At 72.1% G+C, this 24,418-nt stretch carries 26 protein-coding genes and 1 tRNA gene; 17 read left to right on the top strand and 10 right to left on the bottom strand.

The window, feature by feature from the left end; all coding sequences use genetic code 11:
- Positions 1–30: 30 nt before the first annotated feature.
- Complete coding sequence (locus N553_RS21635; RefSeq protein WP_034620836.1) at positions 31–1,209, bottom strand: ROK family protein; 1,179 nt, start codon at positions 1,207–1,209, stop codon at positions 31–33.
- Positions 1,210–1,344: 135 nt separating this feature from the next.
- Entirely contained in the window at positions 1,345–2,460 is a 1,116-nt protein-coding gene (locus tag N553_RS0107560; RefSeq protein WP_081844412.1) for a VIT1/CCC1 family protein, read from the bottom strand.
- 87 nt (positions 2,461–2,547) lie between these two features.
- Here N553_RS0107560 and N553_RS21630 point away from each other — a divergent pair, with 87 nt between their 5' ends.
- Positions 2,548–2,937 carry an ATP-binding protein gene (locus N553_RS21630; RefSeq protein ID WP_034620833.1) on the top strand — a complete coding sequence of 130 codons (390 nt, stop codon included), beginning with the start codon at positions 2,548–2,550 and terminating at the stop codon, positions 2,935–2,937.
- A 15-nt stretch (positions 2,938–2,952) separates the two neighbouring features.
- On the opposite strand, the gene N553_RS0107550 is transcribed toward N553_RS21630, so the two are convergent.
- From N553_RS0107550 to N553_RS0107540, 3 genes are all read right to left on the bottom strand, one after another.
- Positions 2,953–4,059, bottom strand: a complete 1,107-nt coding sequence (locus N553_RS0107550; RefSeq protein ID WP_028046021.1) for a Gfo/Idh/MocA family protein — start codon at positions 4,057–4,059, stop codon at positions 2,953–2,955.
- Positions 4,060–4,141: 82 nt separating this feature from the next.
- The gene (locus N553_RS0107545) at positions 4,142–5,788 is read right to left on the bottom strand and encodes an ABC-F family ATP-binding cassette domain-containing protein (protein ID WP_028046020.1); all 1,647 of its coding nucleotides are present in this window, start codon (positions 5,786–5,788) and stop codon (positions 4,142–4,144) included.
- A 43-nt stretch (positions 5,789–5,831) separates the two neighbouring features.
- Positions 5,832–6,695, bottom strand: a complete 864-nt coding sequence (locus tag N553_RS0107540; RefSeq protein WP_028046019.1) for an SDR family oxidoreductase — start codon at positions 6,693–6,695, stop codon at positions 5,832–5,834.
- 103 nt (positions 6,696–6,798) lie between these two features.
- On the opposite strand from N553_RS0107540, the gene N553_RS0107535 reads away from it, so the two are divergent.
- From N553_RS0107535 to N553_RS0107470, 14 genes are all read left to right on the top strand, one after another.
- Positions 6,799–7,170, top strand: a complete 372-nt coding sequence (locus N553_RS0107535) for a helix-turn-helix domain-containing protein (RefSeq protein WP_081844411.1) — start codon at positions 6,799–6,801, stop codon at positions 7,168–7,170.
- A gap of 119 nt (positions 7,171–7,289) precedes the next feature.
- On the top strand, positions 7,290–9,020 hold the full coding sequence (locus tag N553_RS0107530) for a DEAD/DEAH box helicase (protein WP_028046017.1): 1,731 nt from the start codon (positions 7,290–7,292) through the stop codon (positions 9,018–9,020).
- Between the two features lie 165 nt (positions 9,021–9,185).
- Positions 9,186–9,455 (top strand): hypothetical protein, encoded by a 270-nt coding sequence (locus tag N553_RS0107525; RefSeq protein WP_197029944.1) that lies wholly within the window; start codon positions 9,186–9,188, stop codon positions 9,453–9,455.
- Positions 9,452–10,051 carry a hypothetical protein gene (locus tag N553_RS0107520; protein WP_028046015.1) on the top strand — a complete coding sequence of 200 codons (600 nt, stop codon included), beginning with the start codon at positions 9,452–9,454 and terminating at the stop codon, positions 10,049–10,051. Before N553_RS0107525 ends, N553_RS0107520 begins: the two co-directional genes overlap by 4 nt.
- A 128-nt stretch (positions 10,052–10,179) precedes the next feature.
- Positions 10,180–11,133, top strand: a complete 954-nt coding sequence (locus tag N553_RS0107515; protein WP_051640024.1) for an FKBP-type peptidyl-prolyl cis-trans isomerase — start codon at positions 10,180–10,182, stop codon at positions 11,131–11,133.
- Between the two features lie 121 nt (positions 11,134–11,254).
- On the top strand, positions 11,255–13,294 hold the full coding sequence (locus tag N553_RS0107510) for a translation factor GTPase family protein (RefSeq protein ID WP_028046013.1): 2,040 nt from the start codon (positions 11,255–11,257) through the stop codon (positions 13,292–13,294).
- Between the two features lie 129 nt (positions 13,295–13,423).
- Positions 13,424–14,377, top strand: coding sequence for an FKBP-type peptidyl-prolyl cis-trans isomerase (locus N553_RS0107505; protein ID WP_051639894.1), 954 nt, complete (start codon positions 13,424–13,426; stop codon positions 14,375–14,377).
- Between the two features lie 72 nt (positions 14,378–14,449).
- The gene (locus N553_RS0107500; protein ID WP_028046011.1) at positions 14,450–14,806 is read left to right on the top strand and encodes a nucleotide pyrophosphohydrolase; all 357 of its coding nucleotides are present in this window, start codon (positions 14,450–14,452) and stop codon (positions 14,804–14,806) included.
- A 27-nt stretch (positions 14,807–14,833) separates the two neighbouring features.
- Positions 14,834–15,454 (top strand): L-threonylcarbamoyladenylate synthase, encoded by a 621-nt coding sequence (locus N553_RS0107495; protein ID WP_028046010.1) that lies wholly within the window; start codon positions 14,834–14,836, stop codon positions 15,452–15,454.
- A 45-nt stretch (positions 15,455–15,499) separates the two neighbouring features.
- A complete protein-coding gene (locus tag N553_RS0107490) occupies positions 15,500–15,973 on the top strand; it encodes a TIGR00725 family protein (RefSeq protein WP_028046009.1) in 474 nt (157 codons plus the stop codon).
- 28 nt (positions 15,974–16,001) lie between these two features.
- Complete coding sequence (locus N553_RS0107485; protein WP_028046008.1) at positions 16,002–17,069, top strand: DUF6177 family protein; 1,068 nt, start codon at positions 16,002–16,004, stop codon at positions 17,067–17,069.
- A 47-nt stretch (positions 17,070–17,116) separates the two neighbouring features.
- Complete coding sequence (locus tag N553_RS0107480; protein ID WP_028046007.1) at positions 17,117–17,506, top strand: hypothetical protein; 390 nt, start codon at positions 17,117–17,119, stop codon at positions 17,504–17,506.
- A gap of 7 nt (positions 17,507–17,513) precedes the next feature.
- Positions 17,514–18,257 (top strand): uracil-DNA glycosylase, encoded by a 744-nt coding sequence (locus N553_RS21625; protein WP_034620823.1) that lies wholly within the window; start codon positions 17,514–17,516, stop codon positions 18,255–18,257.
- A gap of 9 nt (positions 18,258–18,266) precedes the next feature.
- Positions 18,267–18,695 (top strand): glyoxalase/bleomycin resistance/dioxygenase family protein, encoded by a 429-nt coding sequence (locus N553_RS0107470; RefSeq protein ID WP_028046006.1) that lies wholly within the window; start codon positions 18,267–18,269, stop codon positions 18,693–18,695.
- Between the two features lie 89 nt (positions 18,696–18,784).
- On the opposite strand, the gene N553_RS0107465 is transcribed toward N553_RS0107470, so the two are convergent.
- The 3 genes from N553_RS0107465 to N553_RS0107455 form a co-directional block, all read right to left on the bottom strand.
- A complete protein-coding gene (locus N553_RS0107465) occupies positions 18,785–19,234 on the bottom strand; it encodes an HNH endonuclease (protein WP_028046005.1) in 450 nt (149 codons plus the stop codon).
- Between the two features lie 17 nt (positions 19,235–19,251).
- Positions 19,252–19,327 (bottom strand) — tRNA-OTHER (locus N553_RS0107460).
- A 281-nt stretch (positions 19,328–19,608) separates the two neighbouring features.
- The gene (locus tag N553_RS0107455) at positions 19,609–20,325 is read right to left on the bottom strand and encodes a TetR/AcrR family transcriptional regulator (protein ID WP_028046004.1); all 717 of its coding nucleotides are present in this window, start codon (positions 20,323–20,325) and stop codon (positions 19,609–19,611) included.
- A gap of 141 nt (positions 20,326–20,466) precedes the next feature.
- Here N553_RS0107455 and N553_RS0107450 point away from each other — a divergent pair, with 141 nt between their 5' ends.
- Positions 20,467–21,375, top strand: a complete 909-nt coding sequence (locus N553_RS0107450) for an NAD-dependent epimerase/dehydratase family protein (RefSeq protein ID WP_028046003.1) — start codon at positions 20,467–20,469, stop codon at positions 21,373–21,375.
- Positions 21,376–21,490: 115 nt separating this feature from the next.
- Positions 21,491–22,312 (top strand): hypothetical protein, encoded by an 822-nt coding sequence (locus N553_RS21620; RefSeq protein ID WP_051639893.1) that lies wholly within the window; start codon positions 21,491–21,493, stop codon positions 22,310–22,312.
- 116 nt (positions 22,313–22,428) lie between these two features.
- Here N553_RS21620 and N553_RS0107440 read toward each other — a convergent pair whose 3' ends face one another.
- Positions 22,429–22,818: a nuclear transport factor 2 family protein gene (locus N553_RS0107440; protein ID WP_028046002.1), complete on the bottom strand. Its 390-nt coding sequence runs from the start codon at positions 22,816–22,818 to the stop codon at positions 22,429–22,431.
- A gap of 29 nt (positions 22,819–22,847) precedes the next feature.
- Positions 22,848–24,329, bottom strand: a complete 1,482-nt coding sequence (locus tag N553_RS21615; protein ID WP_034620814.1) for an MFS transporter — start codon at positions 24,327–24,329, stop codon at positions 22,848–22,850.
- Positions 24,330–24,418: the final 89 nt, after the last annotated feature.

Genomic DNA, 24,418 nt, shown 5'->3' with positions numbered 1-24,418 from the left:
CGGTGTGGCGTCGGTGCGGGAAGGTGCGGTTCAGCCGGGGACGTGACTGCCTGCTGCGTCGAGCAGCCGGCTGCGGATGACGCCCGTCAGGAGGTGGCGGGCGCCTGCGAGCACGGGGTCGTCAGTGACGCCCGCGCATACGACGGTGGGGGTGGAACCGACCTCGCGCGCGACGCACTCCTCGACGAGTGAGGCCAGCAGGGTTCCGCCGGCGGCCCCGATCGGACCTCCGAGGATGACCAGCTCGGGGTCGAGCACCGCGAGTGCCGACGGGATCGCCAGGGCCACGCGGGGCGCGAGCTCGGCGAACAGCCCGATGCGTGCGGGATGGTCGCGCAGGGCGTCCGCGAGCTCGCCGGGCGCCGCGCGGATGCCGTGGCGATCGGCCATCGCGACCAGGACCGAGCGGTCGAGCGCGTCGTCGAGGACCACGGCGCCCCCCTGACCGATGGCCTCGCCGGGCAGCCGGAGCTGCCCGATCTCACCGGCCGCGCCACGCGATCCGTTGAGGATCCTGCCCCCGATGTCCACGGCGAAGCCCAGGCCACCCCCGAGCCACAGGAGCGCAAAGCTCTCGGCGCCCCGCCCGGCACCCGCGGCCCGTTCGGCGACGGCGGCGAGGTTCGCGTCGTTGTGCAGCTCGACCGCCCAGCCGAGCTCGGCCTCGAGCAGGGCGCGCGTCCCGGTGGTCGGCCAGAAGTCGAGCCTGTGCGGGAGGTAGAGCCTGTCGTCACGCGGTGAGACCGAGGCCTGCAGACCCACGCTGATCGCCTGGACGGAGTCGACGTCGACGTCGGCGGCCTGGCAGGCGGCCTCGACGGCAGCCCGCAGCTCGGCCCCGGCCGTCGCGGCGGTGCCCACGGCCCGTGCCGTCTCGGCGGTGGGGTGGTCGCCGCCGACCGCGTCCACGACGCGGGCGAGCGACCGGTCGGCACGCACGTCGATCGCGACGCCGAGCACCCGGTCGGCACGCACGCCGTAGAGCGACGTGGCGGGTCCACTGGTGCTCGAGACCTTGCCGACGGTGGTCACGAGGCCGGCGTTCTCGAGCCGGCGGACCATCTGCGAGGCCGTGGGCTTCGAGACCGACGACAGCTCGGCGAGCTGGATCCGGGACAGCGGCTGGCGGTCGAGCAGGATCTCGAGCCCGGCACGGTCGTTGATGGCGCGCATGAGCGCCGGCGTGCCCGGTGTCGTGGTCCTCGCCATCGTCGTCTCCCGTGTGTCGGGGCTCACATCCGGCCCCGAATGGAGAGAACCTAACAGGCAACTGTCTTAACTATCAAGAGTCTTTCTTATGAGGATTTCCCGGCCGGAGCGCCGCATTCAGAGGGCAGTGGGCGCTCACACCGTGGCGCCGAAGGCCAGTCCGAGGAGGTACGTCGCCGCGGCGGCGCCGAACCCGATCGCGAGCTGGCGCAGTGCACGCTTTCCAGGCGACGCCCCCGACAGCACGCCGACCGCGGCACCCGTGCCGACGAGCGCCAGCCCGACGAGGCCCGACGCCCACGCGACCGCGACCCAGCCCTGAGCACCCAGCAGGTAGGGGAGCACCGGGATCGCGGCACCGGACGCGAAGAAGCAGAAGCTGGCCAACGCCGCACCGATCGCGGACCCGACCGCCTCGTGCTCGTCGACCAGCTCGCCCGGAACCACCAACGACGGCCTCGCCGACCCGAGCACCTCGTCGGCACGGAGCTGCGCCTGGTCCGGGCTCATCCCGCGCGCGCGGTAGACGAGGGCGAGCTCGTTGGCGTCGACGTCCAGGTGCGGCAGGGCCTCGCCCGCGGCGTGACCGGGTCGCGACGCCTCCAGCAGCTCGCGCTGCGACCGCACCGAGACGTACTCCCCCGCCCCCATCGACAGCGCCCCGGCGAGCAGTCCTGCCAGCCCGGCGAGCAGCACCGCGCGGTTGGACGCACCGCTCGCCCCGATGCCCATGATCAGCGCGAGGTTGCTCACGAGGCCGTCGTTGGCGCCGAACACGGCGGCGCGGAACGTGCCCGACATGCTGGTCCGGCCCCGCGTCGCCAGCCCGCGGATGACCTCTTCGTGGATCGCCTCGTCGGCGGCCATCGCGGGCGTCGCGTCGTCGTCGGCGTCGTAGGCCCCCCGCGCCTCGGCGCGCTGTGCGAGCGCCAGCACGAACACCGACCCGAACCGGCGTGCGAGGAACCCGAGGATCCGGGTGCGGATGTCCCCGCGCTGCGGCATGCCGACGTCGTTGCCGAGCAGGTCCAGCCAGTGCTGCTCGTGGCGGCCCTCGGCGTCCGCGAGCGCCAGGAGGATCTCGCGCTCCTCACCCGTACGACGCGACGCGATGTCGCGGTACACCGCCGCCTCGGCACGCTCGTCGGCGAGGTACTTCCGCCAACGTCTGACCTGGCCACGGGTGGGTCCGGTGTCGATCACGGGACCATGGTCGCAGCCGCAATCACTCGAAACGGGCTCCAGGGCCATGTTCGAGTTGCCGAAACAACAGATGTGAACAACCGTGGTCGCAGCCGACGCGAGCCCGCCGTCGGGCAGGAGGGGGTGCGGTTGCCCATGTACGCGGAGACTGCCGTCTCGCCCGCTCTGTCGTCCATCGCGCCTGCGCGTCACTGGACGCGGGACCGGCTGGCCGAGGCCGGCGTCACCGACGGTCCGCAGGACACGGTGATCCTGCTGGTCAGCGAGCTGGTGACCAACGCGGTCGCCCACGCCGACCCGCCGGTGATCCTGCGGGTGCACGTCGACGAGGAGCGCACGCGCGTCGAGGTGGCCGACGGGGCCCGTCAGGAGCTGCCGGTCGTGCTCGACCCGCCACCCACGGCCACCGGTGGGCGTGGTGTGATGTTCGTCGACCGCCTGGCCAGCCGCTGGGGGACCACCCGGAACAGCGGTTCGAAGGCGGTGTGGTTCGAGGTGCGTCACGGCGACGCCCCCACGAGCTGACCGGCCCGAGAGGCGTCAGACCCAGGCCTCGGCGGCCACCTGCACCACGGCACCGGTACGGGCAGCCTCGTCGATCGCCAGGCCCAGCAGGTGGTCCTGGCAGCCTTCCGCCAGCGGGTACGGCGGCCCCTGCTCGCCGCGCAGCCAGGCCCCGGTCGCATCGAGCAGACCCGCCACCGCGAGGTCCTCGTCCGACAGTCGCGCACCGTTGTACACGTTCCGGTAGAGCACCCTGCCGTCGAGGCTCAGGTGCTCGAGGTCGAAGCCGTCGAGGTTCTGCTCGATGCCCGAGACGCGCCGCTCGATGGTCGAGGACAGGACGGTGCGTTCGCCCGCCCAGCGCGTGAACGTCTGGTCGACCAGCTCGCCGTGCGACCCCCGGACCACGAGGCGGTTCGTCCGCAGCGGGTTGTGCCACTGGTTGTCGGTGAAGTCGTACAGGGCGCTGCGGCCGTCCCCGAAGTCCAGCGTCGCCAGCGTCGTCGCGGCCTGCGCGGGTTCGGTCTCGCCCGTCCAGCCGTCGCGCGAGACCGGGTCGAGCAGGGGCGCCGTGAACGACGAGGCGCGGACGGTGGCCGCCCCCGGAGGCACCCCGAGGAAGCGGCGGATCAGTGCGACCGCGTGGTACAGGTGCGTGGACGAGATCTGCACGCTCGTCGGCCGGCCGATCAGCGCCAGGGCGGCGAGACGCGCGGAGTGCACCGGCAGGAACGGGCTGTGCTCGGCGACCTGCACCAGCCCGGTCGACCCGACGTCCGCCCACAGCTCTCGCAGCCCCTCGGCGTCCGGCGCAGGCGGGGTCTCCGCGAGCACCGGCACGCCGAGCGCCACGACCTCACGGATGACCTCCGGCGTCACCGGCCACGGCACCGACACCACGACGAACTCCGGACGGTCCGGTGACACCCCCGAGCCGGCGACCGCACCGGTGACGAGCTCCTCGACGGTCCGGACGGTCGGGACGCCCCACGCGGCCTCGACCTGCGCACCTCGCTCGGCGGACCGCGTCACCACGCCCACGCACTCGAAGCGATCGGGAAGGAGCCGAGCCGTCCGGACGAAGAACTCCGACCGCCAACCGCTGCCGACGACACCGAACCGGATGGGTGCTCTCGTGTTCACGGACCGTCCTCGTCGTCGACCGTTGCCCAGACCAGGCGAGCCTAGCCGGGCCGTGCAGGACGGATTCGGAGGGCTCGGCCGTTCAGTCGGCGGTGACCTCGGTGACCTGACCGTCCTCGACGTGCCAACGGCGCGTGAGCCGGACGGTCTCCAGCATCCGCCTGTCGTGCGTCACCAGCAGGATCGTGCCCTCGAAGGAGTCGAGCGCAGCCTCCAGCTGCTCGATCGCCGGCAGGTCGAGGTGGTTGGTCGGCTCGTCCAGGACCAGCAGGTTCACGCCGCGCGCCTGCAGCAGGGCGAGCGCCGCCCGGGTCCGCTCCCCGGGCGACTGGGACGCAGCGGGCCGGTCGACGTGATGGGAGCCGAGCCCGAACTTGGCCAGCAGGGTGCGCACGTCGGCCGTGGTCCAGGACGGCACCTCACGGGCGAAGGCCGTCACCAGCGACTCGGACCCCTCGAACGCAGCCCTCGCCTGGTCGATCTCGCCGACCAGGACGCCGGAACCGAGGTCGGCCGCACCCTCGATCGGTGCGAGCCTCCCGAGCATCAGCGCCAGCAGCGTCGACTTCCCCGACCCGTTCGGGCCGGTGACGGCGACGCGGTCGAGCCAGTCGAGCTGCAGCGTCACGGGGCCGAGCCTGAAGTCGCCACGGGTGGCCACGGCACCGCGCAGGGAAGCGACCACGGACCCCGACCGCCCCGCGGAGGCGATCGTCATCTGCAGCTGCCACTCCTTGCGCGGCTCCTCGACCACCTCGAGGCGAGCGATCATCTTGTCCGTCTGCCGCGCCTTGGCGGCCTGCTTCTCCGACGTCTCGCCCCGGAAGTGCTTGACGTGCTTGTCGTTGTCGCTGGCCTTGCGCCGCGCGTTGCGCACGCCCTTCTCCATCCACGCGCGCTGCATCCGCGCCCGCTGGTTCAGCGCGTCCCGGCGCGACGCGTACCCCTCGTAGGCCTCCCGCGCCTGCCTGCGCGCAACCGAACGCTCCTCGAGGTAGGAGTCGTAGGACCCGCCGTACAGGCTGACCCTCTGCAGGCTCCGGTCGATCTCGACGACCGCCGTGACCGTGCGGCTCAGGAACTCGCGGTCGTGGCTCACGACGACGATCGGGGCGTCCGAGCGGTCGACGAACTCCTCGAGCCGGTCGAGACCGTCGGCGTCGAGGTCGTTCGTCGGCTCGTCGAGAAGGTAGAGGTCGTACCGGGAGAGCAGGAGCGCGGCGAGGCCCACGCGGGCCGCCTGTCCGCCGGACAGCGACGCCATCGTCTGGTCGAGGTCGACGGTCAGGCCGAGGTCGTCGGCCACGGTGCCCAGCCGCGCGTCGAGGTCCGCCCCGCCGAGGGCGAGCCACGCCTCGAGGGCGTTCGAGTACACGTCCTCCGCGCCCGCGACCTGCGCACCGAGCGCGTCCGCGGCCGCGTCCATCGCCTCCTGCGCGGGGGTGACGCCCGTGCGCCGCTCCAGGTGGGCGCGGACCGACTCGCCCGGGAGCCTCTCGATCTCCTGGGCCAGGTAGCCGAGCTGGGCGTGCGACGGGGATACCGACACGGACCCCTGGTCGGCCGCGCGACGACCACCGAGGATCTGCAGGAGCGTCGACTTTCCCGCCCCGTTCGGCCCGACGAGCCCGATCACGTCACCGGGCGCGACGACCAGGTCGACCCCGTGGAACAGCTCGCGGTCCCCGAACCCGGCGCCCACACCCTTCGCCTGCACCGTCGCGCTCATGAGCGCCATCCTCCCCCGACGGGAGGACGGCGCCGAACGGACGTCAGCCGTCGAGCCCGCGTAGCGCGTCGACGAGAGTCGTGGTCGGCCGACCGATCAGGTCGCGAAGGTCGCTCGTCACGTCGGCGAGATCGCCGCGGGCGATGTCCGCGTCGAGCGTGACGACGAAGCCGATGGTCCCCTCGTCGAGCCCGGCGGCGCGCAGGACGTCGGCATGCTCGGACGTCGAGACGTTCTTGTGCACGACGGGGACACCGAGCACCACCGAGGCTGCCTCCGCGAGCTCGTCGAACGTCACCGCCACGTCGCCGTTGAGCTCGTAGACGCGGCCGTCGTGCGCACCTGAGCGATCGGCTACGACCACCGCGGCGGCTGCGGCGTAGTCGTCGCGGGGCGCGATGCCGACCCGGCCGCCGCCCGTGCTGGACAGGATCACGCCGGTGTCGCGCGCCTGCGCGAGCGTCCCGGCGTAGTTCTCGGCGTACCAGTTGTTGCGCAGGATGGTCCACGTGAGCCCCGAGGCGCGCAGCACCTCCTCGGTCGCCTTGTGCTCCGGCGCCAGGACGAGCGCCGTGGTGTCAGCACGTGGGGCGCTCGTGTAGACGACCCGGCGCACGCCCGCCTCGCGGGCCGCCTCGATGGCCCGGGTGTGCTGCGCCACCCGCCCGCCGGCCTCGGAGGCCGAGACGAGGAGAACGGTGTCGGCGCCTGCGAACGCCGAGGTCAGGGTCGCGGGGTCGTCGAAGTCGGCGACGGCGACGCGCACCCCGCGTTCGGCAAGGTCCTCCAGGACCTCGGTCCGGCGCCCCGTGGCGACGATCTGGTCGGCTTCCATGCCGTCGGCGAGCAGGTGCTCGACGACGAGGCGACCCAGGTGGCCGGTTGCTCCGGTGACGACGACGGACATGAGTGGCTCCTCCAGAAGGCTGTGCTGCTGACGCTCGCCACAACCGGACCGTCGAGCGCTACCTTCCCAGTCGGCGGTACCCACTTTCAGGTAGGGTACCCACGTGTCGGTGAGTAGCCAGGTCAGCGTGCTGCAGCGCCTCCAGACGGACGGCGTTCTCGCTGCGGCCTGCCCGACGCGCACGGTCCTGGACCACGTGACGAGCAAGTGGGGCGTGCTGCTGCTCATCGACCTCTCGGAGTCCAGCCGTCGGTGGGGCGAGCTGCGCAAGGACGTCGAAGGCATCAGCGAGAAGATGCTGGCCCAGACGTTGCGCACGCTGGAAGGCGACGGCCTGGTGCACCGCGAGGTCACGGCCACGGTGCCCCCGCGCGTCGACTACTCGCTCACCCCGCTCGGAACGGACCTGGTGGGCCGGCTGCTGCCGCTCATGGAGTGGATCCTCGAGAACGCGGACGACATCGTCGCCTCGTGATGCTGGGCGGCACAGTTCGTGACAGACCACCCGCTCGGTACTGAACTCCGAGCGCCGACGTGCCGACAGAACTCGTAGACGCCGAGCGTGACGTCTCCCGAGCCGGACGGACGAGGGCTGTGACGACCACGAGTGACGCGCTGTACGCCGCGCTCTTCGCGCGTTCGCCGCAGACCACGCGCGAGCTGACCCGCGGGCTCGCCCGGCTCGGCCACCGGCTGCTGCTCTCGTCGGACGTCGAACGACTGCTCGCGGCGGACCCACGGATCCGCAAGGACGGCGGCCGACCGGTGCGCTGGCGTGCGTTGCCGATCGGGCTGGCCCCGCCGCTGACCGAGCCTCCGACGCCGCGGAAGGCGCCGCGCACCCTTCGCGCCCGGGACGACGAGGGTGCCCGCGAGCTGCAGGCGCTGGAGCACGGCCTCGTCGCGTCCCGCATCGCACCGGTCGCCGCCTTCTGGGGGCGGTCGCTGGTGGTCGCCGCCGAGCAGGTCGCGCGCGAGCCGGTGAGCGTCGCCGACGTACCGGCCGTCCGGCGCGCGCCGTCTCCCCCGGGGAGCGCACCGCGCTACGTCGGACCCTCGTTGCGCCCGTGGCAGGCGGACGCCCTCGACCGGTGGCTCGCGCACAAGCGTCGCGGCATCGTGCAGTCCGTCGCGACCGTGGGTCGATGCGGCGTCGGGGTGCTCGCCGCGTGGGACGGCGTCGAGCGCGGCGAGAAGGTCCTCGTTCTCGTCCCTAGCGCGGACGCCCAGGAGCACTGGCTGCGCACTCTCGAGCTCCAGCTGCCGGGCCTCTCCCTGGGGCGCAGCGACCGGTCCGGCGACGGGCGCCACACCTTCGACGACTGCGACGTGCTCGTCTCGCTCGCCTCGTCCGTGCCCGACGACCTTCTGCCCGAGGGTGCGTCCGGGCTCCTCATCGCGGACGAGGTCCACCGCTTCGGGTCGAGCGCGCTCGCCCCGGCGCTCGCGGACAGGTTCGAGGCCCGACTCGGGCTCTCGGTCGCCCTGGAAGGCTCCGACGGCGCGCTGCTGCCCTACTTCGACGCGGTGCTCGACGGGTGCGACCTGCGCCGCGGTCGCGAGGACTCCGAGATCGCCAGGTACCGCGTCGGTCTCGTGCCGGTGGAGCTCCTGCCTGACGAGCGCGCCGAGGACCATGAGCTCGGGCTGCGGATCGACCGGCTCGGCGCACAGCTCGTCGCGACGCACGGGTGCCACCCCGAGACCTTCCTCGACGACGTCTCGCGCCTGCAGGCAGCCTGGTCGCAACGACCGGACGCCGCGACCGCCGCGAGCGCCTACCTGCGTGCCGTGAGCGCCCGCCGACTGGTCGCCGCGCGGTCCGTCGCCAAGCTCGACGCGCTCCCCCGGCTCGCGCCGACGCTCGGTCGGCACCAGCACAGCCTCGTGTTCACGCAGTCCGTGGACGACGCAGAAGCGGCTGCGACCGTCCTGCAGGACAACCGTGTCGACGCCGAACGGTTCCCCCACGGCGGCCCCCTGGACGCCCGGCGCGCGACGATCCGCGACCTGCGCAGGGGCGACCTGCGCGCGCTGACCGCCCACCGACCGCTCTCGTCGGCCGCGGACCTCCCGCCCGTGACGACGGTGGTGCTCCTCGCCGGAACGCGCACCGGACGCGAGCTGGTCGAGCGCGCGGACCTCGCTCTGCGGCCCAACCGGTCGGACGCGGTCGTCACGTTGCTGGTCGTGTATGCCCGCGGCACGGTCGAGGACCCCGACGGTGGTCACCTCGCGGACCTGCTCGACGCCGCAACGGAGGTGCGCCCGTTCGGGATCGACGTCGACAGCGCGACCATCGCAGCCTGGTCCGTCGGGCTCTGACGCGGCCCGGCGTGTTCCGGCGGGATGCAGCGTGTGCACGGTCGGTGAAGACCGGCCACGACGGCCCGACCCGGCAGTAACGTCCCGGGTGAGAGCAGGACGACACAGACGGGACCACAGGTGCGCAGAGGCAGCCGGCTTCGAACGGGCTTGGCGATCGGGGCCGTGATCTCGGTGGCGGGTCTGACCGGCTGCTCGAACCCCGGCGACCTCACGTTCCAGAACGAGACCAGCAGCGACGTGACCGTCTGGACCGGTGAGGAGGAGCTCGAGGTCAGCGCGTGGGGCGGGGTGTCTGTCCTTGGCGCGGGCTGCAGCGACGGCGACGTCACGGTGACGTTCGCGTCCGGGCAGACGATCGTCGTCGCCGGGCCCGTGTGCCCCGACCGGGCGGTCGTCGTCTACGACGGCCGAGTCGCTCTCGAGCGACCGTGACCGCCACGACGCTCCCGCCGAGGGCCGCGGGCCGGCGCCGGCAGGCGGTCCGGGTCGCGCTCGTCGCGATGCTTCTCGTGGTCGCGGTGCTCATCGGCCGGGCCGCCCTCGCCTTGTACGCGCTCGATGCGAACCTGGGCGGTGGCGTCGACGAGAGCCGGTTCGATGCGCTGGAGGCCGGGTTCGACCACGATCCGGGGGCGTTCGACGCGGCAGCCGCACGCATGCAGGAGCTCGTGGCGGCGCATCCCGAGGCGACCCGGGTCGGTTGGAGCCTCGCCCTCGTGGGTGTCAGCTCCAGCGCCGGGGACGACGTCTTCGAGGATGCCGGCGCCGCCGACCAGGCCTTGTTCGCCGGACTGCCGCACGAGGCGTACGTGGTGGTGCACCAGGCCAAGGACCCCGACCGCACCTTCTTCCGCTTCTTCCACGACCCCGGCCCGAGCTACACCGTCATGTACGCCCCCGAGGACGCCGACCCGCAGCGGTTCGCCGACGACCGCGGGTTCGACGGGTACCGGAGTCTGGGGCCGGGGTGGACCCTTCTGGGGCCGATTCCCGACGACCAGCGCGAGAGCGAGCAGTGGCTCGGCTGATCCATGACGGCGGGGCCGTGCCCACCCCCGGGCCTCCAGCACGCGAACGGCTCAGCGCGCTCCCAGACACGTCGCGTAGCGTTCCGACGTCCACGCCGTCCGGGCCGGACCTGACTGACGGAGACACCGTGCGACGACCGACCATCGCCCGCCGTGGCATCGCAGCCACTGCGCTCGCCCTGACGCTCGGCCTCACCCTTGCCGCGTGCTCCGGCGACTCCGAGGACGACGCGAGCCCGACGCCCTCGGCGACCTCCACCGCCGACCCGGCCGCCGAAGCCGACGAAGCGGCGGTCGCGGCGATCACGGTGACCGGCGACCCGGGTGCCGAGCCCGTCGTGACGCTGCCCACCACACCGTTCGAGGTGTCGACCACGGTCGTCAAGGTCCTCACGCCCGGCACGGGCGAGACCATCGAGGACGGTCAACAGCTGACCATCCAGTCGGTCGTCGTCTCGGGCGTCGACGGCTCCGTCGCCGCGTCGACCTACACCACCACCCCCGACATCGTGATCCTCGATGCCGACCTCGGTGACCTGCACGACACGCTCGTCGGTGAGAAGGTCGGTGCGCGCTTCGTCAGGACCGTCCCGCCGCAGTCCGCCGACGACCCGACGAGCTATGTCCAGGTCGGCGAGATCGTCGCCGCCACGACGATTCCCTCACGCGCCTCGGGTACGCCGGTGACGCCGCCTGCGGGCCTGCCGACCGTGACCCTGGACTCCGACGGCAAGCCCACCGTGGCTGCCGCCACGGGGGCCGCGCCGACGACCTTGGTCGTCCAGCCGCTGATCACCGGCACGGGCGCGCCGGTGACGGCCGAGCAGACCCTCACCGTGAACTACGACCTCTCCCTCTGGGACGGGACCGCCGTGACGTCCACGTGGGACGACGGCAAGCCTGCGCAGTTCGCGCTGAGCAGCACCATCCCCGGCTGGCAGGAGGGTCTGGTCGGCCAGCCCGTCGGAAGCCAGGTGCTGCTCGTCGTCCCGCCGGACAAGGGCTACGGCGCCAAGGCATCGGACACGATCCCGGCCAACTCGACCCTCGTCTACGTGGTGGACATCCTCGCGGCCAGCTGACTCAGGCGACCGACGACGAGCCCGGGACGCGCCACGCGTCCCGGGCTCGTCCGCGTCCGGGCGCCCACTCGTGGCTTTCGTCGTCCCTGGCTAGGGTGGCTCACACACCCCTGACCGGGAGATGCCCATGGCAACGACGCCGAGGATCCGCACGGTGGCGCTGCTGGGCGCCGCGGGATCCGGGAAGACCACCCTGACCGAGGCCCTCCTGCACCGTGCGGGCGTGCTGACACGCGTCGGCCGGGTCGAGGACGGGTCGACCGTGACCGACCACGAGCCCGAGGAGATCGCGCGCGGTCAGTCCCTCGCCCTCGGCGTGGCACCGTTCACGTGGACGACTCCGCACGGCGAGTTCGACGTCACGCTCCTCGACGCCCCGGGCTCGGCGGACTTCGCCGGCGCGATGGACGCCGCCGTCGCAGCAGCGGACCTCGCACTCGTGGTCGTGAGCGCGGTCGACGGCGTCCAGGCAGGCACCCACGCCGCGTGGCGCGCCGCGCAGGGCCTGCCACGGATCGTCGTCGTGACCAAGGAGGACAAGTCGCGAGCCGACTTCCGGCACGTGCTGGCGGACCTGCGCACCGCCTTCGGAGACGGGCTCGTCCCCCTGGAGCTGCCGCTCGGCGAGGAGTCGGCGTTCACGGGAGTCGCCGACGTGCTCACCGAGGAAGGCCTCACCTATGACGCCGACGGGCACCACCACCAGGAGCCGCTGACCGGTTCGATGCTCGACGAGGAGCACCGGCTGCACGACGAGGTCACCGAGGAGATCGTCACGCACGACGACGCCCAGCTCGAGCGCTACCTGTCGGGCGACGTGCCGACCCCGGACGAGCAGCTCACGACGCTGGCGCAGGAGGTGGCCGCCCGTGAGGCGTTCCCGGTGCTCGTCGTCTCCGGCGTGACCGGCGTCGGAGTCGACCGGCTCGCCGACCTGCTGTGCGACCTGGGCCCCGATGCGAGCGACCGGTCGGTCGTCATCGGTTCCCGCACGGTGCCCGTGAAGCCCGACCCGGCCGGTCCGACGCTCGTGCACTGCTTCCGCACGCTCGCGGACCCGTTCGTCGGCCAGGTCACCCTGTTCCGCGTGCTCAGCGGCACGGTCCGCCCGGGCGACCGGCTGGTCAACACGTCCACACACACCGACGAGCGTGTGCCGGGGCTGTTCCGGCTGCGCGGCAAGGAGCACCTGCCGCTCGACTCCGTGCCGGCCGGGCACATCGGGGCGGTCGCCAAGCTCACGGGCACCCCGTCCGGCTCGGTCCTCGCCGACCGCACCGGCCCTGGCGCCTCCGCGACGATCCCCCGGCACCACCGCGAACCGGTCTTCGGGTTGTCGCTGGAGCCCGTCAGCCAGTCCGACGACGACCGGCTGTCCGCCGCCCTGACCCGCCTGACCGCCGAGGACCCGACCTTGAGCATCGAGCGCTCCGGGGACCGGACCGTCCTGCGCGGGCTCGGAGACCTGCACCTGGCGGTGGCGCTCGACCGGCTCGCCCGCGTGTTCGGCGTGCACGTCAGGACCTCACCGGTGCCCGTCGGCTACCGGGAGACGATCCGCCGGGCGGTCGAGACCGAGGGCAAGGTCAAGAAGCAGTCCGGCGGCCACGGGCAGTACGCGGTCGTCCAGCTGCGCGTCTCGCCGCTGCCTCTCGGGTCGGGTTTCGAGTTCGTCGACGCGGTCGTGGGCGGCGCCATCCCGCGCACGTACGTCCAGGCCGTGCACAAGGGCGTCGCGGAGGCGATGGCGTCGGGCGGTCCGCACGGCTACCCCGTGGTGGACCTGCGCGTCGAGGTCTACGACGGCAAGTCGCACTCGGTGGACTCCTCCGAGATGGCCTTCCGTACCGCCGCCGCGTCGGGCGTCCGCGAGGCGCTCGTCTCGGGCGGCACCACGGTCCTCGAACCCATCAGCCGTGTCGCGGTGACCGTGCCGATGACCGCCCAGGGCGACGTGATGAGCGACCTGTCGGCCCGCCGCGGGCACATCAGCGCGACCACCTCCCTCGACGACGGCACCGTGCTCATCGAGGCGTCCGTGCCGGAGGCAGAGCTCGCCCGGTACGTGCTCGACCTGCGCTCCCTGACGGGCGGCCGCGGTCAGCTGTCGATGGAGCCGGACCGCTTCGAGGTGTGCCCGGACCACCTCGTTCCCGCGTAGATCCGGCGAACGTCCTGCGAAGAACCGGTCCGGCGGCCGGTCCGCCCCAGCGCGCTCCCAGACAAGTCGCGTACCGTTCCAGCCGTTGCGCCGTCTTGGGCGTGGACCCGAATCGACGGAGGACTTCCCGTGCGCCGACTCCGCACAGGCCGCCGCGGCATGGCCGCTGTAGCACTCACCCTGACCCTGGGCATGTCCCTGGCCGCGTGCAGCGGCAGCGCGGACGACGGCTCGTCGCCCTCGCCGAGCGCATCGGACGCCGAGAGCGCCGCCTCAGCCGCCGACAACGCCGCCGCCGACAAGATCAAGGTCGAGTGGTCGGACGACGCAGCGCCCACGGTCACTCTGCCGAGCACGCCGTTCTCGGTGACCACGCTCGTCGTCGACGTCCTCGAGCCCGGTACGGGCGCAGAGATCAAGGACGGCCAGTCGATCTCGATCAACTACGTCGGGGTCTCCGGCGCCGACGGCTCGGTCGCTCACGACTCGTACTCGACGGGTCCGGAGCCGGGCTCGATGAACGCGACGTCGGCGCTCGGTGACCTCATCGGGGAGAAGGTCGGAGTTCGGTTCCTCCTGGCCATCCCGCCGCAGTCCGAGGGTCAGGACACCACGGTCGTCGCCGGTGAGATCGTCGACGCCCAGGACGTCCCCACGCGGGCCTCGGGCGAAGCGGTGGCCCCGGTCCCCGGCCTGCCGACCGTGACGCTCGACGCCGACGGCAAGCCCTCGATGACCCCGGCCACGGGCACGCCGCCCACCACGCTCGTCGTGCAGCCCCTGATCAAGGGCGCCGGCCCTGAGGTGACCGCCGGGCAGACCGTGACGGTCCACTACTCCGGCTGGCTCTGGGACGGCACGGCGTTCGACTCGTCCTGGGACCGCGGTGAGCCGTTCCCGGTGCAGAACGTCGGGCAGGCCGCAGTGATCGCCGGCTGGAACGAGGGTCTCGTCGGCCAGACCGTCGGCAGCCAGGTGCTCCTGGTCATCCCGCCGGACAAGGGCTACGGCGACCAGGACAAGGGCACCATCCCGCCCAACTCGACGCTGGTGTTCGTGGTCGACATCCTCGCCGCCTCCTAGGCGCTCGATCGTTCGACGAACCCCTCGGGCTCCTGCCCGAGGGGTTCGTCGCGTTCTGAGAGGCTTGGTCCCGTGACGGAGGAACGCGAGATCGCCCAGCTGACCCGCCTGGTCCGGGAGTTCAGCACCGAACGCGACTGGCAGCAGTTCCACGACCCGAAGTCGGTGATCCTGGCCCTCGTCGGTGAGGTCGGTGAGCTCGCCGAGCTGTTCCAGTGGGTTCCTGCATCCCAGGCCGCGGAACGCTTCGCAGCCCCCGACCGCAAGGCACGGGCAGCCGAGGAGATGGCAGACATCCTCGTGTACCTGGTCTGCCTGGCCGACGTGCTCGGGGTGGACCTGGGCTCGGCAGCCCGGGCGAAGCTCGCCGACTCGCACCGCCGGTTCGCGGCCGACGAGGTCCGGGGCGTCGCGCCCGACAAGGCGTGACGCGCGTGCGCTACTAGGGTCGGGCCCATGGCGCGCTACTTCGACGTCCACCCCGACAACCCTCAACCGCGATCGATCGCCCAGGTGGTCGACCTGCTGCGCAACGACGCGCTGATCGCCTACCCGACGGACTCCTGCTACGCGCTGGGCGCACGCATGGACAACCACGACGGAACCGACCGGATCCGCAAGATCAGGCAGCTCGACGACAAGCACCACTTCACGCTCGTGTGCGCCGACTTCGCCCAGCTCGGCCAGCTGGTGCAGCTCGACAACAGCGCCTTCCGCGCGATCAAGGCGTCCACCCCGGGCCCGTACACGTTCATCCTCCCGGCCACGCCCGAGGTGCCCAAGCGGCTGGCGCACCCGAAGAAGCGGTCCGTCGGCGTACGCATCCCGAACCACCCGGTGGCCACCGCGATCCTGCGCGAGCTCGGCGAGCCTCTGCTGTCCAGCACCTTGCTGATGCCGGGCGCCGAGTGGCCGATGGTCGAGGGTTGGCAGATCAAGGAAGAGCTGGACCTCGTCCTCGACGCGGTCGTCGACGCGGGCGACTGCGGCATGGAGCCCACGACGGTGGTCGACTGGACCTCGGGCGGTCCCGAGGTGGTCCGCGTCGGCGCAGGCGACCCGTCGCGGTTCGAGTAGGAGCCGAGGTCGGCCTGGGTGCGGCGGCCCGGTGAGGAGGTAGCGGTGGCGTACATCGGTGTCGTCGGGCCGTCCGTCGCATCTGCCGACGACGTCGCGGACGCTGTCGCGCTGGGTCGCGGGCTCGGGGAGCGCGGGCATGTCGTGGTCTGCGGCGGGCTGGGCGGTGTCATGGCGGCGGTGTCCCGTGGGGCAGCACAGGCCGGTGGTGTCGTCGTGGGGCTGCTGCCCGGTGCCTCTCGCTCGGATGCCAACCCGCACGTCACCGTCGCGATCCCGACCGGCCTCGGCGAGCTCCGCAACGGGCTGCTCGTCCGCTCCAGCGACGTCGTGGTGAGCGTCGGGGGCTCGTGGGGCACCCTGAGCGAGGTCGCCCTGGCGGTGCGCACGGGTGTGCCGGTCGTCGCGCTGCGGGGGTGGCGCATCTCCGACGACGACCTGACCGGGCCCACCGCCGTGTCGTCGGCAGCCGAGGCGCTCGCGGCCGTGGACGATCTGCTCGCAGAGGCGTCCCGATGACGGAGCCGCACCCGATGGTGGTCCGCCCATGACGGTGTCCCACCCGGCGATCGACTCCGGCGCCGGCGACGTGATCGTCACCGAGACCCGCGCGACGATCGCCTACCTGAGTCGGTCACGCTCCGACCTGCTGGCTACCGCGTCAGGGCACGGACGGACCGTCGCCCTGGTGAGCGACGAGGTGACCCGGCTAACCTTCCCGATGCGGGAGGCGCTGCGGCGGCCGGGCCGTCGGTGGGTCGTGCGTGGCCTCGACGGCACGCTGCGCGACGGCTTGGACGGTCGGCTCGTGCGCGCCCTGGCCGACGCCGGCACCAATCGTCCGCTGACGAGTGCCGACGAGATCGCGGACCGGTACGCGCGGTCGGCGTTCGCCGACTCCGTCCAGCTCGTGATCACCTACTCCGCTCGTCACCGCGCCGAAGAGACGACCCTGCTGGGCGCGACCGCCGAGGCGCTGGCGCTCGAGCTGACCGGGGCGGCGCCCGCGGGTTGGGGCCTTCACGAGCCCGCGGTGGCGGCGTGGGACCGCGTCCGGCTGACCGAGCTGAGCCGGCAGCGGATGCCGTCCGAGACGGTGACGGTCGTGGCGGGGGCTCCCGGACGACCGCTCGTCGGCACCATCACGGCGGCGTGGACGGCCGAGGGCCTCGAGGAGACCACGCGGCTCCTGGTCGGCGTCGGCGCCCCGGGCGGTGACGAGGCGAGGTCCGCGATCGCTGCCCTGCCCTCGGTGTTCGCACGGCTCGGCGCACACGAGGCGCCCCTGCTCGCGCTGGTCCTGGGCCGAGCCGGCCGTCGCGACCTCACGTTCCCGTCGGTGCGCGAGGCACCCCCGACGCCGCTCGGGCTGCTCGTCGGCCCGCCCGCGGTCCCCTACCTGCGGCTGCCCCGCGAGGACCTCGTCGCGGGGTTGGACACTCGCGTCATCGGCCCGCCCGGTGCCTCCGGGCTGTACTTCCCGCTCGGCACGCTGGAGCAGGACGGGTGGTCGGCTCTCGACACGGTCCTCGACGCGGTCGGGCACGAGAACCTCGCCGCGCTCGGCACCAGCGCCGCACCGCTCGAGGAGGTGCTGCGTGGCGCCCGCCCGTGAAGGCGGCGCCGACCGACCTCCCGTCGCCCACCTGCAGGAGGCCGTCGATGCCCCGTGAGGTCGTCATCGTGTCCCCGACAGCCCTCGACCTCCGCGGACTGGTCGAGGCCGGCGCAGCTGTCGACCCGTCGCTCGGCCTGCGCACCCTCGACGGTCAGACCGTCCACCAGATCGTCCGCATCGACGACGACCACCCCGACGTCGGCCGCAGCGTGCTGAGCCTCCACGAACCGTTGATCGTGGCCAACACCGCCGAGATCCCCCGGCTGCTCCCGCAGGTCACCACCCTGCCCGACTGGGCGAGCGACGGCCGGCCGCTCTGGTGGATCGAGGCGCTCGTCCCGTGGAGGGCCGACGACGCACGCGTCGGGCTGGCCGTGGCCCGGGAGCTGGCCGACCGGCTCGGCGGCCTGTGCGTTGTGCAGGACGGCGGGTGAGCCAGGGATGACACTGACAGGGCCTGCCGACGTCTCCCGCGCTGCGGCCGCGGCCGACAGCCTGCAGGCGCTCGACACGATCGTGCCGACGTGCCGGGCGTGCCCGCGACTGGTCGAGTGGCGCGAGCTCGTCGGAGCCGAGAAACGTGCGGCGTTCCGGGACGAGACCTACTGGGCACGGCCAGTTCCGGGCTTCGGTGACCCGCAGGCCCGCATCCTCGTCGTGGGCCTCGCCCCCGCCGCCCACGGTGCCAACCGCACCGGCAGGATGTTCACGGGAGACCGCTCGGGCGACTTCCTGTTCGCGGCGATGCACCGCACCGGGTTCGCGTCTCAGGCGACCTCCACCACTCGCGACGACGGTCTGACGCTCACCGACGTCCGGGTCACCGCCCCGGTCCGCTGCGCGCCACCGGCCAACGACCCGACCTCCGACGAGCGACGTACGTGCGGTCCGTACCTTGCCCGCGAGCTCGAGCTCGTGCGCCCGAGCGTCGTGGTCGTCCTCGGTGCGTTCGGCTGGCAGGCGCTGCTGAGCACGCTCGCCGAGCAGGGCTGGGTCGTCCCGAAGCCACGCCCGAGGTTCGGGCACGGTGTGGAGGTCGTGATCACGCACGCGTCCCTCGGGTCGCTCACGCTCCTGGGCTGCTTCCACGTCAGCCAGCAGAACACCTTCACCGGCCGGCTCACCCCCGCGATGCTCGACGCGGTCCTCGAACGTGCGCGGGTGCTTGTGGGACCTCGCGGCTAGCGTCGACGGATGGAGATCTCGTTCGTCGCCGGGTTCGGGCCGATCACGCGTGACGCGGGCGCGGCCCGCGCATTCTGGGAGGAGGGCCTTGGCATCGCGCTGGAAGAGCCGGCGCCCGGCTACCTGACCAACGACTCGCTCGAGGGCGTCAAGGCGTTCGCGCTCTGGCCGCTCTCGCAGGCGGCGGAGTCGACCTTCGGCAGTGCGCAGTGGCCGGCGGACCTTCCGACGCCACAGGCGTGGATCGAGTTCGACGTGGCGTCCGCCGACGCGGTCGTGGCGGGTGTCGCGGAGCTGGTCGCCAAAGGACACCAGCTGCTGCGAGACACCACCGAGGAACCGTGGGGGCAGACGACGTCGCGCCTGCTCAGCCCGGAGGGCTTGCTCGTGGGCGTCACGTACACCCCGTGGCTGCACGCCCCCGCGGTCAGCCCATGACGAGGAGCACGACGCCGGCCGGCGAAGACCGTGCCGCCGGGTGACCTACCGGCGGGCTTCGGCAGGCGCGAAAGCGGACAAGGACCCGGTCACCGGGCCAGCAGCTCCCGGTAGGCAGGGACGTGCGGCTCGAACCGCAGCCGCATGCCCGCCTCCTGCGGGGTCCGGTCTCGCTTGCGGTTGTTGCACTGCAGGCACGAGGCGACCGTGTTGAGCCACGAGCTCGTCCCTCCGCGGCTACGCGGCTGGACGTGGTCGACCGTGGTCGCACCGCCGCTCCCGCAGTAGGCGCAGACGTGGTCATCGCGTTCCAGCATGCCGAGGCGGGACCACGCAGGCACACCGCGCCGGTTGCGCCACCGCATCTGGACGTAGCGCACCAGGCGCAGGACCCTCGGCAGCGGGTACGGCCCGAAGGTGCGGCCGTCCACGGCCTCCTCGACGACGGCCACCTGTCGGTGCAGCATCCGGACGGCGTGCGCGAGGCTGACCTGCTGGAGGGGTTCGTAGCCCGCGTTGAGGACCAGGACTCCCGTCATGGTCGTTCCCTTCTGCATGGTGCCGCGCGCTGGAGTTGAACCAGCGACCTCCGGCTCGAAGGCCGGCGCTCTGTCCTGCTGAGCTAGCGGGGCGGGTGGGTGAGGGTCGTGAGACGGCAATGGGCCGCCCCCGGATGTCGGAGACGACCCATCGTTCGACCGAGCGTGTGCTCAGGCAACGTCGGGTAGCTTCCGAGGTCGAGGTCGGGTCATCCCCAGGTCCTTCACGGATGCCCCTCCTCTCGGTGCTCGCGTCAGTGTCGGGCCGCGTACGTCGCGGTCGTGATCAGGGTGCCGGACGTTCGCCCAGATCGCCAGGGTTTTGCCGTAGACCGCACGAGAACAGTGAGCCAACATCGGCTCCTCGCAGGCCGTCAGTCGAGCTCGACGTGCAGTCCCACTCCCGCGGCGGCCGTGGCGATCGTGACGTCGAACAGGCGGGGGAAGTCACCGGCGACGCGGTGCAGGTGCCCGAAGAGCTCGACGGAGATGGCGCCGATGAGCGAGGTGAACAGCGTGGCCGAGCGGGCTGCGCTGCGCGCGATGTCGTCGGGGACCTCGGCGGGGTCCTGGATGCCGACGAAAGCGAACACCTCCGGGGCGAGCCGGCCGCGGGGGTCGAAGTCCGGTCCGGCCGAAGTCAAGGTGCCTTCGGACCACGCGCGCATGACCAGGCCGACGATCACGCCCCAGATCCGGACCGCGGGCAGGACCGTGTCCTCGGGGGCGCGGTAGCCACGCACGGGTGTGCCGTAGATGAGCTCGAACGAGTAGGGCTGCTCGAGCGCCCAGCCACGCACCGAGCGGGCCACTTCGAGCCATGCCGCGGCGGGATCCTCGGGCGCCCGCGCCACTGCTTCCTCGGCCACGAGGCCGACCGCGTCGTACGCCTCGATGATCAGCAGGGTCAGGAGCGCGTCTCGCGACTCCACGTACCGGTACACCGCCGACGACGCCATTCCCAGGTCGCGGGCGACCGCGCGCAGCGACAGGGCGGCCGCTCCTTCGGTGACGAGTCGTGCGCGAGCCGCAGCGAGCAGGTCCGTCATGACCTCGGCGCGGGCGCGCTCGCGCGCGGTGGGAGCTGTCATGGACCCATAGTGCCTGCTTCACGCCGAGAAAGAGAGCACCGATCACATCAGAGAGCACCGCTCTTGCATTCCCTCATCCGAAGTGTGAGCATTGCTCGCAGACGAGAGCGGTGCTCTCGCAACACCGATCGAGGAGCAGACATGGCCCAGCACGTGATCGTCGGGAAGGGAGCCGTCGGCTCCACGCTTGCGCAGGAGCTCGTCGCTCAGGGGAACGAGGTGCTCGTGCTCAGCCGCTCAGGCGGGACCGATGTCCGAGGCATCCGCCACGTCGCCGTCGATGCGACCGACGCGACCGCACTGACTGCGGCCGTCGCAGGAGCCGACGTCGTCTACAACTGCGCCAGCCCGACCTACTGGCGATGGGCCGCCGACTGGCCGCCGCTGTTCGGCTCGATGCTCGACTCCGCCGCCCGGACGGGTGCCGTCCTGGTCACCGCCGGCAACCTGTACGGCTACGGAACCCACGGCGCGCTGATGTTCGAGGACACCCCGCTGCGCGCGACCGAAGCGAAGGGTGCTGTGCGGGCGCAGATGTGGCGCGACGCAGCCGCTCGCACCGACCTGCGCGCCACCGAGGTCCGCGCGGCCGACTACCTCGGCCCGCTCGCCGACTCCCAGGCCCACGCAGGCCCCCGGTTCCTGCGGCCGCTCGTCTCCGGCAAGGTGGTGCGACCCGTCGTCGCCGTCGACCAGCCGCACAGCTGGACCTACCTTCCGGACTTCGCCCGGGCGCTCGTCGCTGCCGGCGCGACTCCCGCCGCATGGGGGAGGGCGTGGCACGTCCCGACCGCCGAGCCGCTGACCTTCCGAGAGCTGGCTGCCCGGTTCGCCACTGCCGCGGGTGCGCCGGAGCCGAGGATCCGACCGGTCGACAGCCGGATCGTGCGGGCGATGGGCCTGGTCTCGCCCCTGCTGCGGGAGGTCGCAACGGTCGCGGACCACTTCGCGGAGCCCTTCGTGATGGACACGACCGCGTCCGAACGGACCCTGCGCACAACGGCGACTCCGTGGGACCAGGCCATCAAGGAGACGCTGGCAGCGGTGTGATTTCCGGTCAGAAGGGCCTCTGCGAACGAGATGGATACGCCCACCTACCGAGGACGCAGCCCGCTGGTGGTCCAGGAGCGTGCACACTGAACCTTTAAGAGGCGAAGGAGCACTCATGCTGGAATGCCCGGTCTGCCAGTCGGACGAGCTCGAGCTCGTCGAGCGACTGCCGGACGATCGCCGCAAGATCCGTTGTTCGTCGTGCCACCACACGTGGATCCGCGGCGAAGCCAAGCGCGTCACCGAGACGCCCGCGTCCTACGCGGGCCTGCGTGACCGGTTCCCCGACCGGTCCTCCGTCGACCCCGCGCGGATGTCCGCTGTCGAGGCGCTCAAGACGGAGTTCCTCCTGGAGCACCAGGCGCCCGACCCTGAGGTTCTGGCGTACTGGGCCAAGTACCAGGAGGTGTTCAGCGCCGAGAACATCGTCGACGCCGACCCTGAGGACCTGCGCGAGTTCGCCAACAGCACCGTGGGCGCAGCCCCCGGCAACATGTCGGTGTTCAACCGGGCGTGGAAGACGATGGGCGACTACGAGGCCACGGCCCGGACGCGTAACACCATCCGGTACCTGCTGTACGGGCCGGCGAGCGTCCCGTTGGCGGACCGCTTCACGCGGCTCGTGCACGAGCAGGGTGGACTCGGGATGACCGGGTTCAAGGAGGCGTTGCTGACCCGGGTCCTCTGCGTCGCCGAGCCCGACCGGTACCTGCCGATCCTCACGTACAGCACGCCGGCCGGCGGGAAGCGTGAGATCGCTCAGCTGATCTACGGGCTGGAGCTGCCTGAGGCCACCCGCGTCCAGTGGACGATCGGGCGCCTCATGATGTGGAGCAACGACCTGCTCGTGGACCTCGCGGGTGACGGCTTCTCCACGCTCCAGCAGGTCTCCCAGTTCTTCGGGGAGACCAAGAGCCGCGAGCTCGAGCTGGCCTGACGTCAGCCGCGGACGACCATCTGCCGCAGTCAGAGCAGGTGGTCGTCCGCGACCGCACGACCGCGAACCGGGACCACGACCGCGAACCGGGACGCGGGCGAACGGCGCCCTGACGCTCAGCTCGGGAACGCTCGCTCGCCGGTCACCGACCAGACCCGGGCGATCTTTCCGTCGACCAGCCCGCACAGGTCGATCCCGCTTCGCACCGGGGAGCCCGGCCGCTCCACGGTCCAGGTGAACGCCACGCCGGACGGCGAGTCACCGCTCTGCTCGACGAGCGCGGCGCTCTGCAGCGCGAACCTCAGGTCACCTCGCCGGGCCCGGAAGGCCTCGACGAACTCCGCCATCTCGCCGGGGGACGTGATCAGGGTGGGGTCGGGCTCGACGGCTGCTGCCCCGAACTCGATCCGGAAGTCGGGAGCGAGGATCTCGTCGGCGAGGGCGAGGTCTCCGTTCCAGAACGCGGTCCACTGGGTCGCCAGGTCGATGGCTGTGGCTCTCGTCATACCTACACGATCCACCCGAGCACTGACACTCACTCGGTCGGTGGCGGGGCCGCCCCGTGGCCCGAGGGAACCTCCTTGGGCAGGACGAACACGAGCGCGAACGCGACGACGGCCAGGACCGTGCTGACGAACATGGCGGCCGCTGCTGCGTCGGTGAACGCCTGCGGCAGGCTCTGCGGGCTCGTGACGTGCAGCTGCCCGAACAGGACGCTGCCGATGACGGCGATGCCGATCGCACTGCCGACCCGCTGCATCACGCTGATGACGCCGCTGGCCGCTCCGGCCTCGGACCGGTCCACGGTCGCGACGATGAACTGCACGTTCGGGGCGATGAACATGCCGCTGCCGATGCCCGCCAGCAACAGGGGCACGAGCAGGTCCCAGTTGGTGAGGTCGGCCGCGGCTCCGCCACGAAGTACGAGCCACACCCACGCCAGGCCGACGGCGACGAGGAGCGTGCCGAGCACCAGGACCCGACGACCGAGCCGTTGCGCCAGCCGGTTGCTCTGCGATGCGCCGATGATCGAGCCGACGGCGAACGGCACCCCGACCACGCCGGACTGCAGCGCGGTGTGACCCAGCCCGGCCTGCCAGAGCAGCGAGATGGTGAAGAAGATGCTGGTGAACGCCGCGAAGTACACCATCGCGAGGATCGTGCCGCCGGTGAACTGCGGGTGGCTGAACAGGTGCGGCGGGACCATCGGGTTCGCGTCCTGGATGCGGACCTCCCAGGCCCCGAACGCGACGATCAGCAGCGCCCCGACCGCCAAGGTGATCCAGGTCCACGCGGGCCAGCCCTTGTCCTGCCCCTCGATGAGCGGCACGAGGATCGCCACGAGTCCGAGCGTCAGCAGCGCGAGCCCGACGAAGTCGTACCCGGGCTTCGACTCGGTCGTTCCCAGCCGTCCCGCCGGCAGCAGCACGGCCGCCGCGATCAGCGCGACGATCCCGATCGGCAGGTTCACGAAGAACACGATCCGCCAGCCGTTCGCCTCCCCGAACGCCTCGATGATCAAGCCACCGAGGATCGGACCGAGCGCGGTGCTCACACCGATCACCGACCCCATGATCGCGAACGCCTTGCCGCGCACCGGCCCAGGGAACAGCAGCTGGATGAAGGCCGTCACCCCCGGCACGAACATGCCACCGGCCAGGCCCTGAAGCACTCGCGCGGCGATCAGCTCGAAGCTCGTCTGCGAGAGCCCGCACAGCAGGCTCGCCAGCGTGAACAGCGCCAACCCGGTGAAGAACACCCACTTGTGCCCGATCCGGTCCCCCACCCGGCCGGCCGGGATGAGCGCGATGCCGAACGCCAGCGCGTACCCCGAGATGATCCAGCTCAGCGTCGCCTCGGACGCGCTCAGGTCCTCGCGGATGGTCGGCAGCGCGACGTTGACGATCGTCGTGTCGAGCAGCGCCATGAACATGCCGGCCATCAGCACGATCAGCGCGTTCCACGCGCTGCGCGGGACCTTGGGCGCCGTCCACTGCGCCGCTGTGGCCTCAGTCATGGACTCACGCGTCCTCTCGTCCGCGACGAGCCCGCAAGCTCCTCGCCTCGATCATGGCGGTAAGCGGGCCTCGCCGCCCGAGGTAGCGC

Source organism: Cellulomonas sp. URHE0023, from assembly GCF_000688475.1.
Classification (GTDB): domain Bacteria; phylum Actinomycetota; class Actinomycetes; order Actinomycetales; family Cellulomonadaceae; genus Cellulomonas.
This window is presented reverse-complemented; position numbering and strand designations above follow the sequence as displayed.

Excerpts from the sequence above, each read along its gene's own strand:
- N553_RS21635 (WP_034620836.1), bottom strand. The coding sequence starts at position 1,209 with ATGGCGAGGACCACGACACCGGGCACGCCGGCGCTCATGCGCGCCATC.
- N553_RS0107560 (WP_081844412.1), bottom strand. The coding sequence starts at position 2,460 with ATGGCCCTGGAGCCCGTTTCGAGTGATTGCGGCTGCGACCATGGTCCC.
- N553_RS21630 (WP_034620833.1), top strand. The coding sequence starts at position 2,548 with ATGTACGCGGAGACTGCCGTCTCGCCCGCTCTGTCGTCCATCGCGCCT.
- N553_RS0107545 (WP_028046020.1), bottom strand. The coding sequence starts at position 5,788 with ATGAGCGCGACGGTGCAGGCGAAGGGTGTGGGCGCCGGGTTCGGGGAC.
- N553_RS0107540 (WP_028046019.1), bottom strand. The coding sequence starts at position 6,695 with ATGTCCGTCGTCGTCACCGGAGCAACCGGCCACCTGGGTCGCCTCGTC.
- N553_RS0107510 (WP_028046013.1), top strand. The coding sequence starts at position 11,255 with ATGCCCATGGCAACGACGCCGAGGATCCGCACGGTGGCGCTGCTGGGC.
- N553_RS0107495 (WP_028046010.1), top strand. The coding sequence starts at position 14,834 with ATGGCGCGCTACTTCGACGTCCACCCCGACAACCCTCAACCGCGATCG.
- N553_RS0107485 (WP_028046008.1), top strand. The coding sequence starts at position 16,002 with ATGACGGTGTCCCACCCGGCGATCGACTCCGGCGCCGGCGACGTGATC.
- N553_RS0107480 (WP_028046007.1), top strand. The coding sequence starts at position 17,117 with ATGCCCCGTGAGGTCGTCATCGTGTCCCCGACAGCCCTCGACCTCCGC.
- N553_RS21625 (WP_034620823.1), top strand. The coding sequence starts at position 17,514 with ATGACACTGACAGGGCCTGCCGACGTCTCCCGCGCTGCGGCCGCGGCC.
- N553_RS0107470 (WP_028046006.1), top strand. The coding sequence starts at position 18,267 with ATGGAGATCTCGTTCGTCGCCGGGTTCGGGCCGATCACGCGTGACGCG.
- N553_RS0107465 (WP_028046005.1), bottom strand. The coding sequence starts at position 19,234 with ATGACGGGAGTCCTGGTCCTCAACGCGGGCTACGAACCCCTCCAGCAG.
- N553_RS0107455 (WP_028046004.1), bottom strand. The coding sequence starts at position 20,325 with ATGACAGCTCCCACCGCGCGCGAGCGCGCCCGCGCCGAGGTCATGACG.
- N553_RS0107450 (WP_028046003.1), top strand. The coding sequence starts at position 20,467 with ATGGCCCAGCACGTGATCGTCGGGAAGGGAGCCGTCGGCTCCACGCTT.
- N553_RS21620 (WP_051639893.1), top strand. The coding sequence starts at position 21,491 with ATGCTGGAATGCCCGGTCTGCCAGTCGGACGAGCTCGAGCTCGTCGAG.
- N553_RS0107440 (WP_028046002.1), bottom strand. The coding sequence starts at position 22,818 with ATGACGAGAGCCACAGCCATCGACCTGGCGACCCAGTGGACCGCGTTC.
- N553_RS21615 (WP_034620814.1), bottom strand. The coding sequence starts at position 24,329 with ATGACTGAGGCCACAGCGGCGCAGTGGACGGCGCCCAAGGTCCCGCGC.